Origin of the sequence: Akkermansia sp. N21169 (assembly GCF_029854675.1) — a bacterium.
Taxonomy (GTDB): domain Bacteria; phylum Verrucomicrobiota; class Verrucomicrobiia; order Verrucomicrobiales; family Akkermansiaceae; genus Akkermansia.
Genome location: NZ_JARWNC010000039.1, coordinates 170,941 through 187,883 on the forward strand (window position 1 = coordinate 170,941; position 16,943 = coordinate 187,883).

The following is a 16,943-nucleotide window of genomic DNA, read 5'->3' on the forward strand; positions in this document are numbered from 1 at the left end:
AAGGAAAAATGAGGAATTTTACCGGTGGAAGGCATGGGTGATTTGCCTGACCGTAGGGACGAGAGAGGTCTTGCCATCGGAGTGATAAACGTGATACTCGTAATTTGCATGCAAAAGCGATTATTCGACCGGGAACAGCGGGGAACTTCCCGTAAGCTGGGGCGTATGGGAAGGCGCCGGTTCCGGTATGTGTTTTTTGTGGTCGGCCTTCTTCTTGTTTTTGTATGTCTGGTTATTCTGCATTTGGATGTGATCCGGGGGGATTTCCAGCGCCAGGCATTCGGTGTCCTGTTCGGTTGTTTGGGGGGGGCGATGGTTTTTCTCAGTTCACCGGCATGGGGCATGCGTGTGGCCGGAGTTGCCGTGGCGCTGATGCTTGCGCTATATGCACGCGTGCCAAGAGAGGGACTGTCGGGGCGGCTGGAGAAGGGAAGTGTTGGCGGGCAGGATGCAGCAGTCTCTTCTTCCTCTGTCGCCGTAAAACCCGCTCTTGTTTCTTCGTCGGAGGGACTCCAGGGAAAACCGGACGATGAAATGTACCGGGACGGAGATCTGGATCCCCTGTTCCGGAAATTGACGGATCGCAAGGATAACGGGGGTGTTGCCGGGATTTGGATGCGCGGCGGGGATGAACGGAAAGCAGAAGTAATAGGAGCTTTTTTGAAACGAATGTCGCAAACGCGTGAAACGCCTGAATACCATGGCAGGCAGGGGGGAGGATTGTTTATTGTAGATAAGAGTCCGCTTTCATTTGATGAACTGGCCAGAATCGTCTCTCGGATCGGAACGCTGGAATTAAGCGATTCCTCTTTGCATTTCATGGATGTTGAGCTGGATCGCAATCTTTTTGAAGAGTCGGCCCCTGCCAAGGTATTGAACAACCAGGATGATCCGTTTTATTTGGAGGCTAATTTGCGCGAGTTGCGCAATCTTGATGCGAGAAGGGTGGCAGCAGCAGCCCGGAGGCTGGCTCTTGCTCCTCCGGCCAAACCGTCCATCGGAGTCTGTGCCGTGCTGTCGGAGCGCTTGAGGGAACCTTGGGGGAACGATGCGGAATACGTGGCGGCTTTGGCCTCGGCGCTGGGTGTCTGGGCTCCGCCTGACGATGAAAATACGCGTCTCCTGCTCGCCTATACCGTCGATAGCCTTATGCGGGCGAATTTGTCCGTACCCGTATCTGCGGTTGATTATTTGCTGGTTCGCCGGGACGGTAAATCCGTTGATTTTTTACTGGCATTGTGGCGCATGAATCCCGAACAGTGGGAAACACGTTGCATGCTTGCTGGAAGCAATCTCGAGCGTGGGATTCTCGGGGTGATCGAGAAAGACGATACCCCGTCGGCGGTTCGTGAATCCGGCGTGCGTATTCTCGGTAAAGTCGGGGGAAACTTGTCTCTGCCGTTATTAAGAGAGTATGGCAGGAACGAGGACTCGCGTCTGAGTACGTTTGCCCATCTGGCGCAGGAGGAAATCGAAAGGCGGCTCCATCCCTGAGAAGTTTCAGAACCGGATACATCGGGAGGAGGGAATTAAGATGCTTTCGGGAAATTCATTTTCCAGAAGGGTCTTGTTTTCTTTTTGGTTGCGGAACTACTGTATTTGCATAGAATAAAAAAACCATGAGTGACTCAACTACTGCTTCATCGGAAGTCTCCGCTTCCGTTAAGAGGTACTCACGCTACCTGTTGATTATCGCCGGTTTGGGCGGTTTGATCTACGGATTGGACGTGGGGATTATCGCAGGGGCTCTCCCCTTTCTTAAGGCAACTGCCGGCAACTATCTGAAAGATGCCAACCTAGGGTTGGTTGTAGCCGCTGTGCTTGGGGGAAGCGTGATTTCATCCTTGTTTGCAGGTGCTCTTGCCGATATGTTCGGACGCAAGAAAATGCTTATCATCAGCTCCTTGTTGTTTGTGGTGAGCATTCCGATCATTGCCTGTACTTACTTCTCCGGCGAAGTCTGGACCCTGTGGGGGTACGAAGTGAGCTCCGGTTTTCTTCAGCTGTGCATCGGCCGTATCATCCAGGGCTTTTCCGCCGGCTTGATTGGTGTGATCGTACCTTTGTACTTGGCCGAATGTCTGAGTGCCGATTCGCGAGGAAAGGGAACCGGTATGTTCCAGTTAATGCTGACGATTGGGCTTGTGCTGGCCGCTCTTATTGCCTACGGGTTCTCTTGGGCTGTGGAAAACTGGAATCTCCACCAGGATACGGCTTGGCGCGGTATTTTCTGGGTATCCATTATTCCCGGAGTCTTGTTGAGCATTGGCGCTCTGTTTGTAACAGAATCACCTCGATGGCTTTTCAAGCGTAATCGCAAGGAAGAAGCCCTGGCTGCTCTGCGTCGCGGAAATTCCGAAAAAGTGGCTGTTCAGACGATGGAGGAAATCGAAGCTACTGCAGCCGAAGCCAAGGCGCAAGCTCAGGCCGGTTCCGGGAAAAAGGAAACGTTGTTTCAGAAAAAGTACGTTTATCCTTTCATTCTTGCTGTTGTCATTCTTGCCTGTACCCAGGCGACCGGCATTAATTCCATGCTCAACTATTCGGTGAGTATCTTCCATCAGGGTGGACTTGAAGGTACGTCTGCTAACGCTGGCGATATTGCCTTGAAGGTAGCTAATATGGTCATGACTATTGTTGCTGTCGCTCTTGTTGACAAGATGGGACGTAAATTCCTTCTGCGCATTGGTACGTCCGGAATCATCGTGGGGCTGTGCCTTATCGGCTTCTTGTTCCTTTCTATCGAACAGAGCCGTGTTTCCGTCAAGGAACAAGTCAGCACGATGATCGTGGATAAGCATCTCAATGTCGACCTGAATACGCCCGCTGTGTTGACCAAGCTGGGGCTAGATCCTTCCGAAGACAACAGTAACAAACAGCTTGTTGTCAACTATGAACAGGGAGGTGCACAGAATAGCCTTGTTTTCAACTTTGCTAAAGTGATGAAGGGCGGCGAGGAATCTCCTGCCATGGCGACGATTCCTATGGCTTCTCCTGATAAGAATGGAAATATTGCCGGGATCAAGATCCTGAGCGCCGATCTTGGCGACCGTCCTTCTCAAACGGTTGCTTGGATGATCGTGGTTGGCTTCGTTATCTTCATTTCCTTCTACGGAGTAGGACCTGGTGTGTGTGTCTGGTTGGCTCTTTCCGAACTGATGCCGACGCGCATTCGTTCCAACGGCATGTCCATCGCCCTTTTGATTAACCAGGGGGTTTCGACGACGATTGCTATGTTCTTCCTGCCGTGGGTGGCAGCTATCGGTTACTCCAGCGTGTTCTTCATGCTGGCGGGCTTTACGGTGATTTATTTTATTACGGTGAACTTCTTCCTTCCCGAAACAAAGGGGCGTTCTCTTGAAGAAATCGAGACCTACTTTACGACCGGTAAAATGCCGACAAATGAGAAGGAACTGAAAGAAGACGAATTAAAGGCCTGATTTCTTCCTCTCTTCATATTTATTATTAACTCTTTTCACCTTGGAGCCACTCTGCTAATGCAGTGTGGCTCTAATTTTTTCTTTAGTAGAATCCAGGTGTTTTCTACGGTCTGTCTTTAAACTGCTGCGGTGAAATTGGAACATATCATATCGACTGCCTCCTTCATATCATGATGCATTTTGGTTTAGAAACAGGCATCCTACCAGGCGATAGAGCCGACATCATCCAGTTCCAATTTCACCGCAGCGGTTTAGAAATCCTGACCGGGATTACGCTCAGACTCATTTTGTCCTTGGAATCGGGGAGGGCTTCCTTCATTCTCCCGGCGGTATTTATGAAGAATTTTCTGAGTCGCCACATGAGCCTGTCATTGGCCCTGCGTTATTTGAATCCGTTGCGCACGTATTTTTCAGTGATTACGCTGATTTGTTTGCTGGGTGTGTCGCTGGGGGTGATGGTTCTTATTATTGTGTTGTCGGTGATGGGAGGCTTGCAGAAGGAGCTTCAGGAGAGGTTGCTTGCCTATTCCCCCCATTTGCAGATGAATTATTATGCGGCCCTAGGTCTTCGCGGGGCGATTGGCGACTGGCGGACTCTGGAAGAGACGATCAATAAGGTGCCGGGGGTAGAATCGACTTATGCCCTGGTGGAGGATTATGCCCTGGTGGATGTGAACGGTGCCCAAAGACCATGTTCGTTCCGGGCTCTGGATACGGAAAACAAGGAGCAGATGGCGGAGCTTGCTCCGTTGTTAAGCTCGGGGTCGTTTGATCTCGGGTTGGGCGAGAATGCGGTGGTTTCTTCAACGGTGGCCCGGATGCTGGGCTTATCGGTTAATGACAAGCTGCGCGTGTTTACCACGCGTAATTATGGAGATGCAGTGCGTGCGTTTTCACAGATGGATCGCCCATTGCTTGCGACGAGGTTTGAAACGGAACTCGACCGGTTGCTCTCTCTTGCCGACAAGAAGCGCCCCAACGGAAAAGATGGCGTTGTCTGGAACGGATCGGATGTCAGGGAAGCGGTGTCTTTATTGCAGAAACTGGATGGATCTCCCCGGCTACAGGTGGAGGCTGAGGCTATCGGAAAGGTGTTGGATGTGTTGCCGGAAGACGCTTTCGGAGATGATGTCGCGGGCGAACTGACTTTTCCTGCCAATGTCTCCGGTCAGTTGAAGGCGATGGTTTCGGCATTGAAGTCGGTGAACAAGGACAAGGAGGATATTAACAGCGTCCGCATGATCAAGAGTCTTATTTTGCCGAAGGATCTGACGGTGATCGGAATCTATCAGGCGTCCCAGCATGTGACTTGTCCGGATCTTTTTATACCGCTTGAGATTGGTCAGGAGCTTCAGGGATTTGAGGATGATTACGTGCAGGCGATTGCGATCAGGACGAAGAATCCCTACGATCTTGCCCAGGTGACTGCCGATGTGGAGCATGCCCTGCCTGTAACGTATGAAGGTAGTTCCGGTTGGGGCATTGAATCGTGGATGGACAAGTACAGTTCCTGGTTCAAGTTGATTCAGCAGGAACGCATGATGATGGGGTTTGTTCTCTCCTTTATCGGGATGATTGCTGCCTTTTGCATTATGGCGGTGATGTTTACCGTATCGATCCAGAGGAAGAAGGAACTGGCTCTGATGAAGGCTTTGGGGGCTACTCCCTGGCAGGTCGTGCGGGTGTTCCTGTGGCAAGGGGTGATTATCGGCATTGCCGGGGCGGCGTTGGGGGTGGCTTTGGCGTTGCTGGTGTTGCATTACCGGGTGCAGATCCACATATTCCTAAAGACGATCGGTATTGATCCGTTTCCGATGGATTTCCACGGGGTGGAGATTCCGGCGGAGATCAATCCTGCGGAATTGCTGAATCAGTCGGTGAAGGCATTTGTGATGGTTGTCGTGGCATCGGTGGTACCTGCCGTGCTGACTGCCTACCAGGATCCTGCGAAAGCTCTCCGAAGCATGTAACCGGGATTGAGAAAAACGATTTTAGAACGCGATTATGGATATTTATTACGCAATTGGGCAACAGAAACAGGATCCCGTTCCTGCTGTGGAGATTATGTCCATGGTGGAACGTGGCGAACTGGATGCCGATACGATGGGGTGGCATCGTGGATGCAAGTCTTGGATGCCTCTGAAGGATTTGCCGGAGTTGAAGGATTTTTTCCTGACCCGGTTCTCACGGGAATTGGAGGAGGCTGAACCGGATGGAGAATTCGGACATGTCTCCGATGTTCAAACTTCCGATGCTGACGTAGAGGGAGCAGTCCCTTTGGAGCGTATGGACGAATTCGGGAAGGTCGATGTCCAGCGCCGGGTGGAGCTCGCTTCTCCCGAGCTTCGTTTTATGGCACGGATCATTGATTTGTTGATTTACCTGTTGCTCTACATTGTTTTCTTACGCTTGTCGTTCAGCGAGTTTCATCTTTCTTTTTTCAATGCTCTTATTTGGTTGCCGGTGGTGTTGCTGGAGGCGGTGTCTTTGTCTTTGTGGGGGACGACTCCGGGCAAGGCTCTGCTCGGTTTGCGCGTGGTGATGATGGATGGGGGGAAACTCCGTTTGATGCGCATGTTGACCCGGTCGTTTTATGTAATATTTTTCGGCATGGGGTTGGTGACGACGGTCTTTTCTCCCGTTCTGCTGGCATTGTCCTGGTGGTGGACGAGAAAGAACATGCTTTCCCCCTGGGACCAGCGTCTGACGACTCTGGTGGAGATCCGTCGTCGCGTGTCGCCGTTCCGCATCGTTGCGGTGCTGGCTCTGGCTTTGCTCCTGATTGAGGGATCCGGTCAATTGCTGGTTCCCTGGACCGATTCGATCACGGCTGCGATGGAGGAGACCTTTAGAATGATGCAGGAAGGGCGTTAAACCTGTTTTTGGTTTTGCCTTTCCGGAGAAATTGCGGCAGAATCCCGCTGCCATGGCAGAAATCCATCCCAGTGCAGTTGTTCATCCGGGTGCGGAATTGGCTGACGACGTTTATGTCGGCCCGTTCTGTGTGATCGGCGACAAGGTGAAGTTGGGCAAAGGTTGCGTGCTTCACAGCAACGTAACTATCGACGGCCCGTCCACGTTTGGCGAATGCAATGAGTTTTATCCCCACTGTTATATTGGTGGTAGGAGCCAGGATTTGAAGTACAAGGGTGAGCCGACCTATTTGGAAGTGGGACATCACAATGTGTTCCGCGAATATAGTTCGGTGAACCGCGCGACGGATCCCGGAGAGAAGACGGTCGTCGGCAATTACAACAACATGCTGGTTGCTGCTCACATGGGGCATGATTGCCGCATGGGTGATCATGTGATTTTGTCCGGTTACGCCGCCATAGCAGGCCATGTGGTGATTGGCGATTATGCGATTGTTTCCGGAGGGACGGTCGTTCATCAATTCGTCCGCATCGGTGAGCATAGCCTGATCGGTGGAGGGAACCGGGTTGTCAAAGATATTCCTCCGTACATGATTTCCGAAGGCCACCCTTGTGTTGTGCGTTCCGTCAATACGATAGGCCTCCAGCGTCGCGGGTTTAGCGAAGAAGATATCCGGGCGCTCAAACAGGCATATAAAAAGTTTTTCCTGCATAAGGGTACGGTATTTTCTGATGCGGTGGAGGAGTTGCTGAATGATGAGCGTTTCGGGACGAATCCCTATGTCGTCAATCTCGTCAAGTTCCTGCAGACTTCGGAACGCGGTTTTGGTCATTAAGGAAGGATTGACGAATATGTACAAGGGATTTGTGTTCGATCTGGACGGTACTCTGGTCGATTCCCTGCCCGGTCTTACCGAAGGATTGAATCGTGCCTTGAAGGCGCAGGGGTATCCGCCTTATCCGGCGGAAACCGTGGCGACGATGGTGGGCAAGGGCGCCCGGGAATTGTGCCGTTCTGCGTTGAAGGCTTTCCGGAAATCGAAGGGAGAGGTTAGCGACGATGATGTGATGTGTCTGTATGCAGAGTTTGGTCGCGAATATCCCCATACCTGGCAGGGTGGCACGACTCCCTTTGAGGGAATCATCCCCATGTTGCGGGAGTTGTCGGACGGAGGTGCCCGCCTGGCGGTGTTGTCCAACAAGCCTCATGATGTGACGCGCCCTCTCGTCCTTGACAAACTTCCGGGGATTCCTCTGGACCCGATTCTCGGATTTTCATCGGAGTTCCCCCGTAAACCCGATCCCTCTTCGCTATTTCATATTATCGAAAGCTGGGGACTAACGCCTGCGGATGTCTGCATGGTGGGGGATTCCGCTCATGACGGCAATACGGCGGTCAATGCCGGGACTGGACTTGTTCTGGTCGACTGGGGCTATAGTACGCGTGACGCCTTGGAATCGTTCCGGGTCCCCGTTTGCGAGTCCGTGGCGGAGTTGCGATCTATTCTGGTGGGTAGCCGGGTCTGAAGGGTAAGTCCATGACGATGTCGAACGGGGATTTTTCCCATGGCGGGGATTTATTGAAGCTGGCGGAGGTGTCGGGGCATGCGCCAGAGGACCTTGTGGATTTCAGTGTCAATGTCAATCCCTCCGGTTTGCCGGATTTCATACGTGCCGCTCTTTGGGGAAGCTTGGAGAAGCTGGCTCCTTATCCGCCTCCGCACGCGGAGGACGCGGCGGCTTGCGCTGCGGAACGCCATGGTCTGGATGCTGCGTGTTTTGTGCCGGGGAATGGCAGCAATGAGCTGATCCATGTTCTGCCGGGGGCGTTTACCCCGGCGGAAGGGTTGATTGCCGAACCGGCATTCTCCGAATACAGGCTTGCTTGCTTGAAGGCCGGCATTCCGGTGCGTTCCCTCGTGTTTGGGGAAAAATCCGGGTTTCGTGCGGATCCGAAAGAATTGGCCTCTTCGGCACGGACGGGAGGCATGGTCTTTTTGGCGAATCCGGGGAATCCGTCCGGGGTGCTCTTGGACAGAGACGAGTTGCTGGAAGCGGTGACTCGGAGGCAGGATGTCCTGTGGATACTGGATGAAGCGTTTATCGACTATGTCGGAGAGGAAGCATCGCTGGTGAACATGGCTGCGGCGTTGCCCAATCTGATGGTCTTGCGTTCGTTGACGAAATTTTACGGGATGGCGGGGCTTCGTGCCGGGTATGCTGTTGCGTGTCCTGCCGTGGCGGAGAGGTTGCGTGCGGCCTTGCCTGCATGGAATGTTTCAACATGTGCGGCAGAAGCGATGAAGGCCGTTTTCCGGGAGGGAGGAACTTTTGCCGATAAGGAACGGTGTATGAATGCGGAGCGGCGTGACGATTTGGAGCGGCGTCTGGATGCCTTGCCAGGAGTGGTGCGCATTCCCTCTTCAGCCAATTATGTGCTGTTCCGCTGGCCTTACGGGGGGGATCTCGCCCGCAAGTGCCTGGTGGAACACGGTATTGCTTTGCGCGATTGTTCCAATTACGAAGGTTTGTCCGGCGGTGTGTGGTTTCGTGCGGCGGTGAGGTTTCCGGAGGATCATAAACGTCTGGTCCGGGCTCTCTCCGGGTATGTGTGCGGGAATGATCCGGGAGAGCCGTCCCGAGTGGAATTCCCGGTACCCGTGATCAAAAAGAGAGTACCGGCCCTGATGCTGCAGGGGACTTGTTCCGACGCCGGGAAGAGCGTGCTGACGTCCGCGTTCGGTCGTATTCTCGTTCAGGACGGGTATGCGGTGGCGCCTTTCAAGGCGCAGAATATGGCTCTGAATTCCGGAGTAACTGCGTTGGGCGAAGAGATGGGGCGGGCTCAGATGGTACAGGCCCGGGCATGCCGGAAGGATCCCGATGCGAGGATGAATCCCGTGCTGCTCAAGCCTCACTCCGACATGGGTTCCCAGATTGTGTTGATGGGGCATCCTGTCGGCAATATGGATGCCCGTGAGTATTATCGGCACAAAAGTTCCTTGTGGCCGACCGTTTGCGAGGCATACGATTCCCTGTCCCGAGAATGCGATGTGATGGTGCTGGAAGGGGCGGGGAGCCCCGGTGAGGTGAATCTCAAGTCCGTGGATATTGTCAATATGTCCATGGCCAGGTACGCCGGAGCTTCCGTGTTGTTGACAGGGGATATTGACCGCGGCGGGGTGTATGCCTCGTTTCTGGGAACGTGGATGACGTTTGACCGGGAGGAACGGGAGTTGCTGGGCGGATTTCTCGTCAATAAGTTCCGAGGCGATGCTTCGCTGCTGGGGCCTGCCCACGACTACATTCAGGCCCGGACGGGAGTGCCCGTCGTCGGCATCGTCCCGATGATCCGTTCCCTGAACATTCCCGAAGAGGACAGGGCGACTTTTTCCTTCCAGAGTGTTGGAGGAGATGTCCCGGTCGGCGGGGTCTTGGACGTTGCTGTCGTCATGCTTCGCCATGTATCGAACTATACGGATTTTGCTCCGCTTGCCGAAGAACCGGATATCCGGTTGCGTCAGGTGCGTACGGCGGATGAATTTGGTTCGCCGGACTGGGTGATCTTACCTGGATCCAAGAATGTAGTGCATGACTTTGAAACGCTTGAGGCAGCCGGACTGGCGGAGTTGATCCGCAGGCACGCTGCTTCCGGCAAGTGGGTGCTGGGTATCTGCGGTGGTTTGCAGATGCTGGGCAGGACGATTGAGGATCCTTCCGGGATCGAATCTTCCCGGCGTTCGTTTTCCGGTTTGGGACTCCTGGATTTGGAGACGACATTCGAACGTGACAAAATACTGACTGCCTTGCACGGGGTCACAACACCTTTGGGACGGACGACTTCCGGGTATGAAATCCACCATGGGCGTTCGCGTGCCGGGAGCGGGTGCGAGCCGTTGTTTTTCCGTCCTGACGGTTCTGCCTGCGGTTATGGAACTGGGCGGGTTTGGGCGACGTATTTGCATGGGGTGTTCGAGGATGATGAATTCCGCCGGGCAATGATTGACCGCGTCCGAACGGACGCCGGTTTGAAACCTGCGGGAAGGATTCTCGTTCGGTGCGATTTGGACGGTGCTCTGGATCGTTTGGCGGATATCGTCCGCGAAAGTGTTGATTTGAAAGCGATCTACCGGAGCATGGGACTGGCATGACGATGGTTAACGACACCGTGTGGCTCATTCCCCTGGCTTTCGCGCTGGATTTGGCTTTGGGGGATCCCCGTGTGGACTGGCATCCCGTATGCCTGGCGGGATGGTGGTGCCGAAAGGTGGAATGTTTCTGGAAACGTATGTTTGGCAAGACGTTTTTATCCGGGGGGATGGCCTGGTTTTGTTCCGTTCTTCCTTGGTTGTTCTTGTGTTTTTGCCTTTTGTTCGCATGTCGCCGCTTGTTTCCGTCCGAATGGGGAGTTCTTGTGCCGGGAGCAATGGCGGTGTATGCCTGCCTGGCTCCCCGGAGCCTGGCCGAGCATGCCTGGCGTGTGATTCGGGAGGCTTCTTCCGGCGATTTGGAGGGAGCGCGGAGGGCGGTATCGATGATCGTCGGAAGGGACACGAAGAAGTTGGATATGCACGGAGTCCTGAGGGCTGCTATTGAAAGTGTGGCGGAGAATTGGACGGATGGCGTTTTTTCTACCATCTTTTGGGTGGCTCTTGGATGTACGTTCGGAGGAATTGAAGCCGGTGCCCTCTGCGCCGTCTTTCACCGTGTTTCCAATATCATGGATGCCATGTGGGGCAAGAGGAATGATGAGTACCGCCGTTTCGGCACCTGGGCGGCAAGAACGGATGATGTGCTCAACTGGATTCCAGCTCGGTTGTCACTACCGTTGATAGCCGTGGCAGCCGCAGTTGTTCCCGGTTGTTCTCTTCATGGTGCTCTTTCCATCGGCTGGAAATATAGACATGAACATGCGAGTCCGAATTCAGCCTGGAGCGAGGCGGCATTTGCCGGAGCCCTGGGACTTCGCTTGAGTGGTCCCGTTTCCTACAAGGGGATGCCGGCTCCCTATCCCTACATTGGGGAAGGCAGGACGGAAGCCACAGTAGAGGATGCCCGGCATGCTGTTCTGCTGATGGCGGCGGCGACGGTCCTGGCTATTGCCGTATCCGTGCTGGTTCTTCAGTGGTAAGGAAGATAGGGGATAATAATTTCCTGAATTAGCCTGCTGTGGAGTTTTTTCATCGCTTTGCCCCCTTCATGTAAGTTAGAAGAGGTTCGTTCTCCCCCCCTCTAGCCCATGATGTACGGATATTACCGAGTTGCCGCCGCTGTACCGCAAGTGCGGGTTGCCGATGTGGATTACAATGTGGATCAAATGATTGCCAGCTACGAAGAGGCTGTCGGTCAAGGTTGCTCCGTTGTGGTTTTCCCCGAATTGGGGGTGACGGGGTATTCGTGTCGGGATCTTTTTTTCCAGGGTACATTGTTGTCCCATGCTGCACGAGGCGCACGTAAAATGGCTCGTGCAACGGCAGGGAAGGGGTCGATTGCCGTGTTCGGACTTCCAGTTTTGCAGGGGGAAGCCCTGTTCAATGTGGCGGTCGTAGCCCAGAACGGAACGATGCGGGCCGTGGTTCCCAAAACAATTTTGCCCCATGTCCGGGAATTTTACGAGCAGCGCCAGTTTCGGTCGGGGCGTGCCCTGAATGCCTCCCATGTGACGCTGGACGGAGAGGAGGTGCCTGTGGCCCGGGATACCGTATTCCGCGCAGGAGATTCGCCGCTGATTTTCGGGGTTGAACTATGCGAGGATCTTTGGAGCGTGATTCCACCCAGTTCGCGCTTGGCTTTGGAAGGAGCGCGGGCTATTTTCAATCTGTCTGCCAGTACGGAATTGACGGGTAAGGCGGAATACCGCCGGGATCTCGTCCGGCAACAGAGCGGCCGTTGCCTGGCTGCCTATGTTTTTGCATCCTGCGGTGTCCATGAATCGACGACGGATGTCGTCTTCAGTGGTCATTCCCTGATTGCCGACAACGGAAGGCTGGCTGCAGAAAACGAGCGTTTTTGCCGCGAGGCTACCTTGATTACGGCTGATATCGATTTCGAGCGTTTGGCTGCGGCTCGTCTTTCCGAGAGTTCGTTCAATGATTGCCGTGACGGGATCGAGACGACCGGAAGGGTGATCCGGTTGGATGAAACGCCGGCTTCTCCGGATTTGGAATACGCTTTCAATCCTCCCCGTCCTTTCCTGCCCGGAGAGGCTCATGCCGACGAACGTTGCCGTGAAATTATTGCCATCCAGGTGGCCGGCCTTGCCAAACGGGTGGAACATACCGGTGCGAAGAAGCTCGTCATCGGGATTTCCGGAGGCTTGGATTCTACCCTGGCCCTTTTGATTTCGTCCCGCTGTTGTACCCTGCTTCGCAGGCCGGCTTCCGATATCGTGGCCGTCACGATGCCCGGATTCGGCACGACGGGCAGAACGTACAACAATGCCTTGGCGATGTGCCGCCTTCTGGGGGTGGAATTGCGCGAGATCGACATCAAACAGGCCTGTCTCGTACATTTTGACGACATAGGACACGATCCTCAGGAATTGTCGACGACTTACGAGAATGTCCAGGCGCGGGAACGTACTCAGATTTTAATGGACCTGGCCAACAAGATGGGCGGCCTGGTCATCGGTACCGGCGACTTGTCGGAAATCGCCTTGGGATGGTCAACGTACAATGGCGACCACATGTCCATGTACGCGGTCAATTGCTCCATCCCCAAAACCTTAATCCGCCGGTTGATCCAGAGCCTTGCTTCGGAAGCGGGAGGAGAGTTGGAAGCTGTGCTTCTGGACATCAATGCAACCCCGGTAAGTCCGGAACTGCTGCCTGCCTCCGAGGATGGATCAATTGATCAGAAAACGGAGGATGTGCTGGGCCCCTATGACCTGCATGACTTCTTCCTGTACCATTTTATCAAGTACGGGGCGTCTCCCTCTAAAATCCTTTTTCTGGCGGAACATGCATTCCGCCAGGAATTCGACCGTGCGTTCATTGCAAAATGCCTCAGGACATTTTTGTGGCGGTTTTTCTCCCAGCAGTTCAAGAGGAACTGTATTCCGGACGGTCCTAAAGTGGGGACGATCGCGTTATCCCCTCGGGGCGACTGGCGCATGCCTTCCGATGCCGTCGTTAAAGTATGGATGGATGAATTGGATCATTATTGCCGATGACTGGCGAGATTGAAAGAAGTCCCTGGGAGATCTTCCTTGTCCTTCTGGCCTTGTTTGCTTTTCTGGGTTTGATCTCTATGCTGGCAGCCTTGCTGGGAGGACGTCAAAAAACGGGAGAAGTATGGGATCAAGCAACCAGTTCCGCTTTTGACCATTTGCCGGTGCCATTTGCTTTTTTATTCCTGGTGTTGATGCTTGCCGGTATCTTTTGCTGGCAGTTTTTTCCCAAATCGATTGTAGCGTATCGTTATCCGAAAGGCAGGAGGAAGGAATTGCTGGAGCAGTATCGCGATTTGAGAAACGTCAAGCGCAAGAAGAAAAGAGACAGGAAAAAATCAGGGAGAAAGTGAGTTCCCTATGTTGGTGGCTTTGTTGTTCCGGATCTGCGGCAGGTCTTTATCGGACATCTGCTGCAGATCCAAAGAGGTCTTGCTTTAGTACGAGAAGCTTACGCCCAGGTTGACGCGGTGATACACCGACCTGTTCCGGCCTTCGAACTCATACCCGGCATATGCCGTCCATTGCGGAGAGATTGCGAGAGTGCTGTCGTAATTGATTCGTACGGCATTGCGGTCCGGCACAATTCCTTTTGCCGTCCAACGGTATCCGTTCATCAGGCGTTCGGCTCCGGCGCTCGGATTTTCGCGATAGACGTCCGGCACATAGCTGACGGACAGGGAATTGACCCAGCCCATTCCGTTTAACGAGCTTTGTTTGGAGACTCCCATTCCGACTGGAAGGGAAAGATTCCTCATGTGTCCTTCATCGAAGCGGCGGGCGTCCCAGCCTTTTTCCGTGAATGAGTCCTGAGTGACATCCGTGTACTCAAGCCCAAGGAATGCGCTTACGCTCCAGTTGTTTTTCAGAGCGTGGTCCCACTGTCCCTTGAGAGTGCCGAAGAGAGTGCGGTTATCCCACTCGCCGTGTGACCAGTTTCCCGTATGGAATGAATCCATTTTGTTCTTCGTCCATCCGTAACCGGCCGCTCCTGTTACAGTCAGCGCGTTCTTGGGATTGATCTCTTTTCTCCAGCCACCGTAAAGAAGAGCGACTTCGGATGTCTGGTCGACATCTCCGACGAAGGAGCGGCTGTAGTTCTTGCCGTAGAGATTGCCGAAGGAAAGGCCGAGAATTGCGTTGGTCGTGATCTTGCGATCGGCGCCGACGGCGTACCCTCCTCCATTGTAGTCGTATCCGTCACGGGTTCCAACGGAACCGTGGTTGGTGAAGTCTCCGAGTCCCTTGATCCAGTAGTTGTTTTTCGGTTCCATCTTGAACCGGGTGACACCGAGGTTGCCGAGTGCGGCATTGGATGTGGAGAGGGCATTGGAAGCGGATGACCACATGGTGTTCATGGCGAGACCTCCCGCCAGTTCGGGCAGGATGTCTCGGATGATCGGAGCCGGAGGTGTGGGCGGATTAGGATCGTCAGGATCTACCGGATCGACGGGAGGTTCTACGGTATCGGGAGTCCATACGACATTCAATTGATCCAATGTGCCGTCTCCATCCGAATCAATCCATTCACGGCTCCATGTTCCATTGTAGGTGTAGGGAGAGTCGATGCGGTCGCTTCCCGTCGCTAAAGACGCAACGGAATCAAAATCCCCGTCATGGATTTGTTGTGCATCATGCAGCAATGTAAAGCTATGGGGAGCAGCCCACCGGTTGTCCGCATAGTAGTAATTCGTGTCGGTTTCCGTATTGTGAATGCCGAGGGATCCTCCGAGGAGGAATTGCCCGGCAATAATTTCAACCGGGCCGGGGGAGGAAAATCCCGTTTCGGTCATATGGTAGGCGAAATCGACGATGATATTGCCATTCATCGTAATTTCATCCCCTTCCAATATCGCATGTTCACCGGGCCTGATGGTAACGATATCCCCTTCAGGCGTACCGCCGATTCGGATAAAAGGAGCTGTGATCTTGGCATTGCTGATATCCAGGATCCCTGCGTATTGGGAAAACCCGTGTCCTTCGCCTTCAACGAGCAGGGATGCTCCTTGCTGGAGTACGAGTGATCCCTGGTGTACGACAAGATCGCCGCCTTTTATCGTTGAAACAGCCATATCTGGGTCTTCCAAATCCTCTCCGGAAAAAACAACCGTACCCGTATAGCCATCACCCTTGTTCAGATCCCAAGTGATCGGCTTTGCGTCCTCGGGCTCGGCATCGGGTTCGATGATGATTGGGTCGTAGAAGGAAACTTTTCTTCCTTCCGCTGCGCGTACGTTCAAATCCGTTTCATCCATCCCCCAGGCGTTTATGGCTAAATTGACATATTCATTCACCCCGGGAAGATTGTTGCGGAAAAGAATATCCCCCCTGTCTGCGGAAAGGACATTGTTGCCTTTCCCCATCATGCTCAGGTAGACAACGGCGTTTCCGTCGTAAACACCTCTGTTATTGGTGAACGAAACATCTCCGCAATTGGCAATGTACAGGTTGGTAGAATAAATGGCACTTCCTCCTCCACCATCTTTAGTGGCATAATTACTATCGAAAAGTACGCTCTCCGCTCCGGTAATCCTGACTCCGACATCCAGTCCGCTGCCTAATGATCCGGCATAGATGCCGCCGCCGACAACGGCGCTGTTTCCGATAAAGGATATCTTTCCCGTGTTTTCAAAGACAATGTCGTACTTACTGGTGGGCCGGTAGTTGAGGGCACTGATAGCTCCCCCCGTAAGTGGCTTGATTATTCTCGAAAAGAATATCTCCCGTATTTTGAAACAGGATTGGAGCGATGTTCTCGTCCAGAAGCGTAAAGTCTATATAAATGGCACCGCCGCAATAAGGTGCTTCATTTCCCCGGAAGACCATGTTCCCCGTATCGACAAAGGACATGTGGTTTGCTACTCCTCCACTGTAAAGAGCTCCACCATTGGAATAGGAATTTCCTTGTGCCATGTTGTTTTCGAAGATCAGGTCTCCCGTCTTTGAAAAATCCAGATGTCCGGAAATGCTGAACAAAACGCCGCCGTATGTGGAGGAATTCCCTTTTGCTATAAAATCCCCCTGAAGATTATGAACAGTCAGGTTACCAGGCATGTCCGCCTGATTTCCCCTCAGTTGTATGGCTCCTCCTTCCGATGATGACTTGTTGTTTTCGAAGGTGATATTTCCGTTGATATCGGAAAAGATCAGTCCGCCGTAGGGACAGTTAATGGCTCCTCCCGTATAGCCTGAGAAATCGGAAAAGGAGATAGACCTCGTATTTGAAAATACGACGGAATTGGAAAGGTAGCCTCCCATATTCCCCGAAGAGTTTATCCCCCCATAGGTACCGTTGCCTTGGAAAGAGATATCCCCCGTATTTGTTATGGAAAAACGGGTATCTACTGTTTTGTTGCTGGCACTGGAAGTCAATAGATAAGGAAACGAGGTTGATTCCGGAGATTCCGAAAGAGGCGTGAAGGAAACGTTCCCGACTGAATCCAGAACGAAGGCGCCGTTTTG

The 16,943-nt window shown here is 53.3% G+C and carries 12 protein-coding genes; 10 read left to right on the forward strand and 2 right to left on the reverse strand.

Annotation, left to right across the window (positions count from 1 at the left end; translation table 11 throughout):
- The first annotated feature begins 108 nt into the window (after positions 1-108).
- From QET40_RS08475 to QET40_RS08520, 10 genes are all read left to right on the forward strand, one after another.
- Positions 109-1,494, forward strand: coding sequence for a hypothetical protein (locus tag QET40_RS08475; RefSeq protein WP_280126740.1), 1,386 nt, complete (start codon positions 109-111; stop codon positions 1,492-1,494).
- 125 nt (positions 1,495-1,619) lie between these two features.
- Positions 1,620-3,440 carry an MFS transporter gene (locus QET40_RS08480; RefSeq protein ID WP_280126741.1) on the forward strand — a complete coding sequence of 607 codons (1,821 nt, stop codon included), beginning with the start codon at positions 1,620-1,622 and terminating at the stop codon, positions 3,438-3,440.
- 359 nt (positions 3,441-3,799) lie between these two features.
- Positions 3,800-5,410, forward strand: coding sequence for an FtsX-like permease family protein (locus QET40_RS08485; protein WP_280126742.1), 1,611 nt, complete (start codon positions 3,800-3,802; stop codon positions 5,408-5,410).
- A 34-nt stretch (positions 5,411-5,444) separates the two neighbouring features.
- Positions 5,445-6,314, forward strand: coding sequence for an RDD family protein (locus QET40_RS08490; RefSeq protein ID WP_280126743.1), 870 nt, complete (start codon positions 5,445-5,447; stop codon positions 6,312-6,314).
- A 52-nt stretch (positions 6,315-6,366) separates the two neighbouring features.
- Positions 6,367-7,149, forward strand: coding sequence for an acyl-ACP--UDP-N-acetylglucosamine O-acyltransferase (lpxA, locus tag QET40_RS08495; RefSeq protein WP_280126744.1), 783 nt, complete (start codon positions 6,367-6,369; stop codon positions 7,147-7,149).
- A gap of 16 nt (positions 7,150-7,165) precedes the next feature.
- Positions 7,166-7,840, forward strand: a complete 675-nt coding sequence (locus QET40_RS08500; protein ID WP_280126745.1) for an HAD-IA family hydrolase — start codon at positions 7,166-7,168, stop codon at positions 7,838-7,840.
- A gap of 11 nt (positions 7,841-7,851) precedes the next feature.
- Positions 7,852-10,464, forward strand: coding sequence for a cobyric acid synthase (locus QET40_RS08505; RefSeq protein WP_280126746.1), 2,613 nt, complete (start codon positions 7,852-7,854; stop codon positions 10,462-10,464).
- On the forward strand, positions 10,461-11,444 hold the full coding sequence (cbiB, locus tag QET40_RS08510) for an adenosylcobinamide-phosphate synthase CbiB (protein WP_280126747.1): 984 nt from the start codon (positions 10,461-10,463) through the stop codon (positions 11,442-11,444). The genes QET40_RS08505 and cbiB overlap by 4 nt, the downstream gene beginning before the upstream one ends.
- Positions 11,445-11,552: 108 nt before the next feature.
- Positions 11,553-13,484: an NAD(+) synthase gene (locus tag QET40_RS08515; protein ID WP_280126748.1), complete on the forward strand. Its 1,932-nt coding sequence runs from the start codon at positions 11,553-11,555 to the stop codon at positions 13,482-13,484.
- Entirely contained in the window at positions 13,481-13,834 is a 354-nt protein-coding gene (locus tag QET40_RS08520) for a hypothetical protein (RefSeq protein WP_280126749.1), read from the forward strand. Before QET40_RS08515 ends, QET40_RS08520 begins: the two co-directional genes overlap by 4 nt.
- Positions 13,835-13,918: 84 nt before the next feature.
- Here QET40_RS08520 and QET40_RS08525 read toward each other — a convergent pair whose 3' ends face one another.
- Both QET40_RS08525 and QET40_RS08530 read right to left on the reverse strand, forming a co-directional pair.
- On the reverse strand, positions 13,919-15,847 hold the full coding sequence (locus QET40_RS08525; RefSeq protein ID WP_280126750.1) for an autotransporter outer membrane beta-barrel domain-containing protein: 1,929 nt from the start codon (positions 15,845-15,847) through the stop codon (positions 13,919-13,921).
- Between the two features lie 280 nt (positions 15,848-16,127).
- On the reverse strand, positions 16,128-16,739 hold the full coding sequence (locus tag QET40_RS08530; RefSeq protein WP_280126751.1) for a hypothetical protein: 612 nt from the start codon (positions 16,737-16,739) through the stop codon (positions 16,128-16,130).
- Positions 16,740-16,943: the final 204 nt, after the last annotated feature.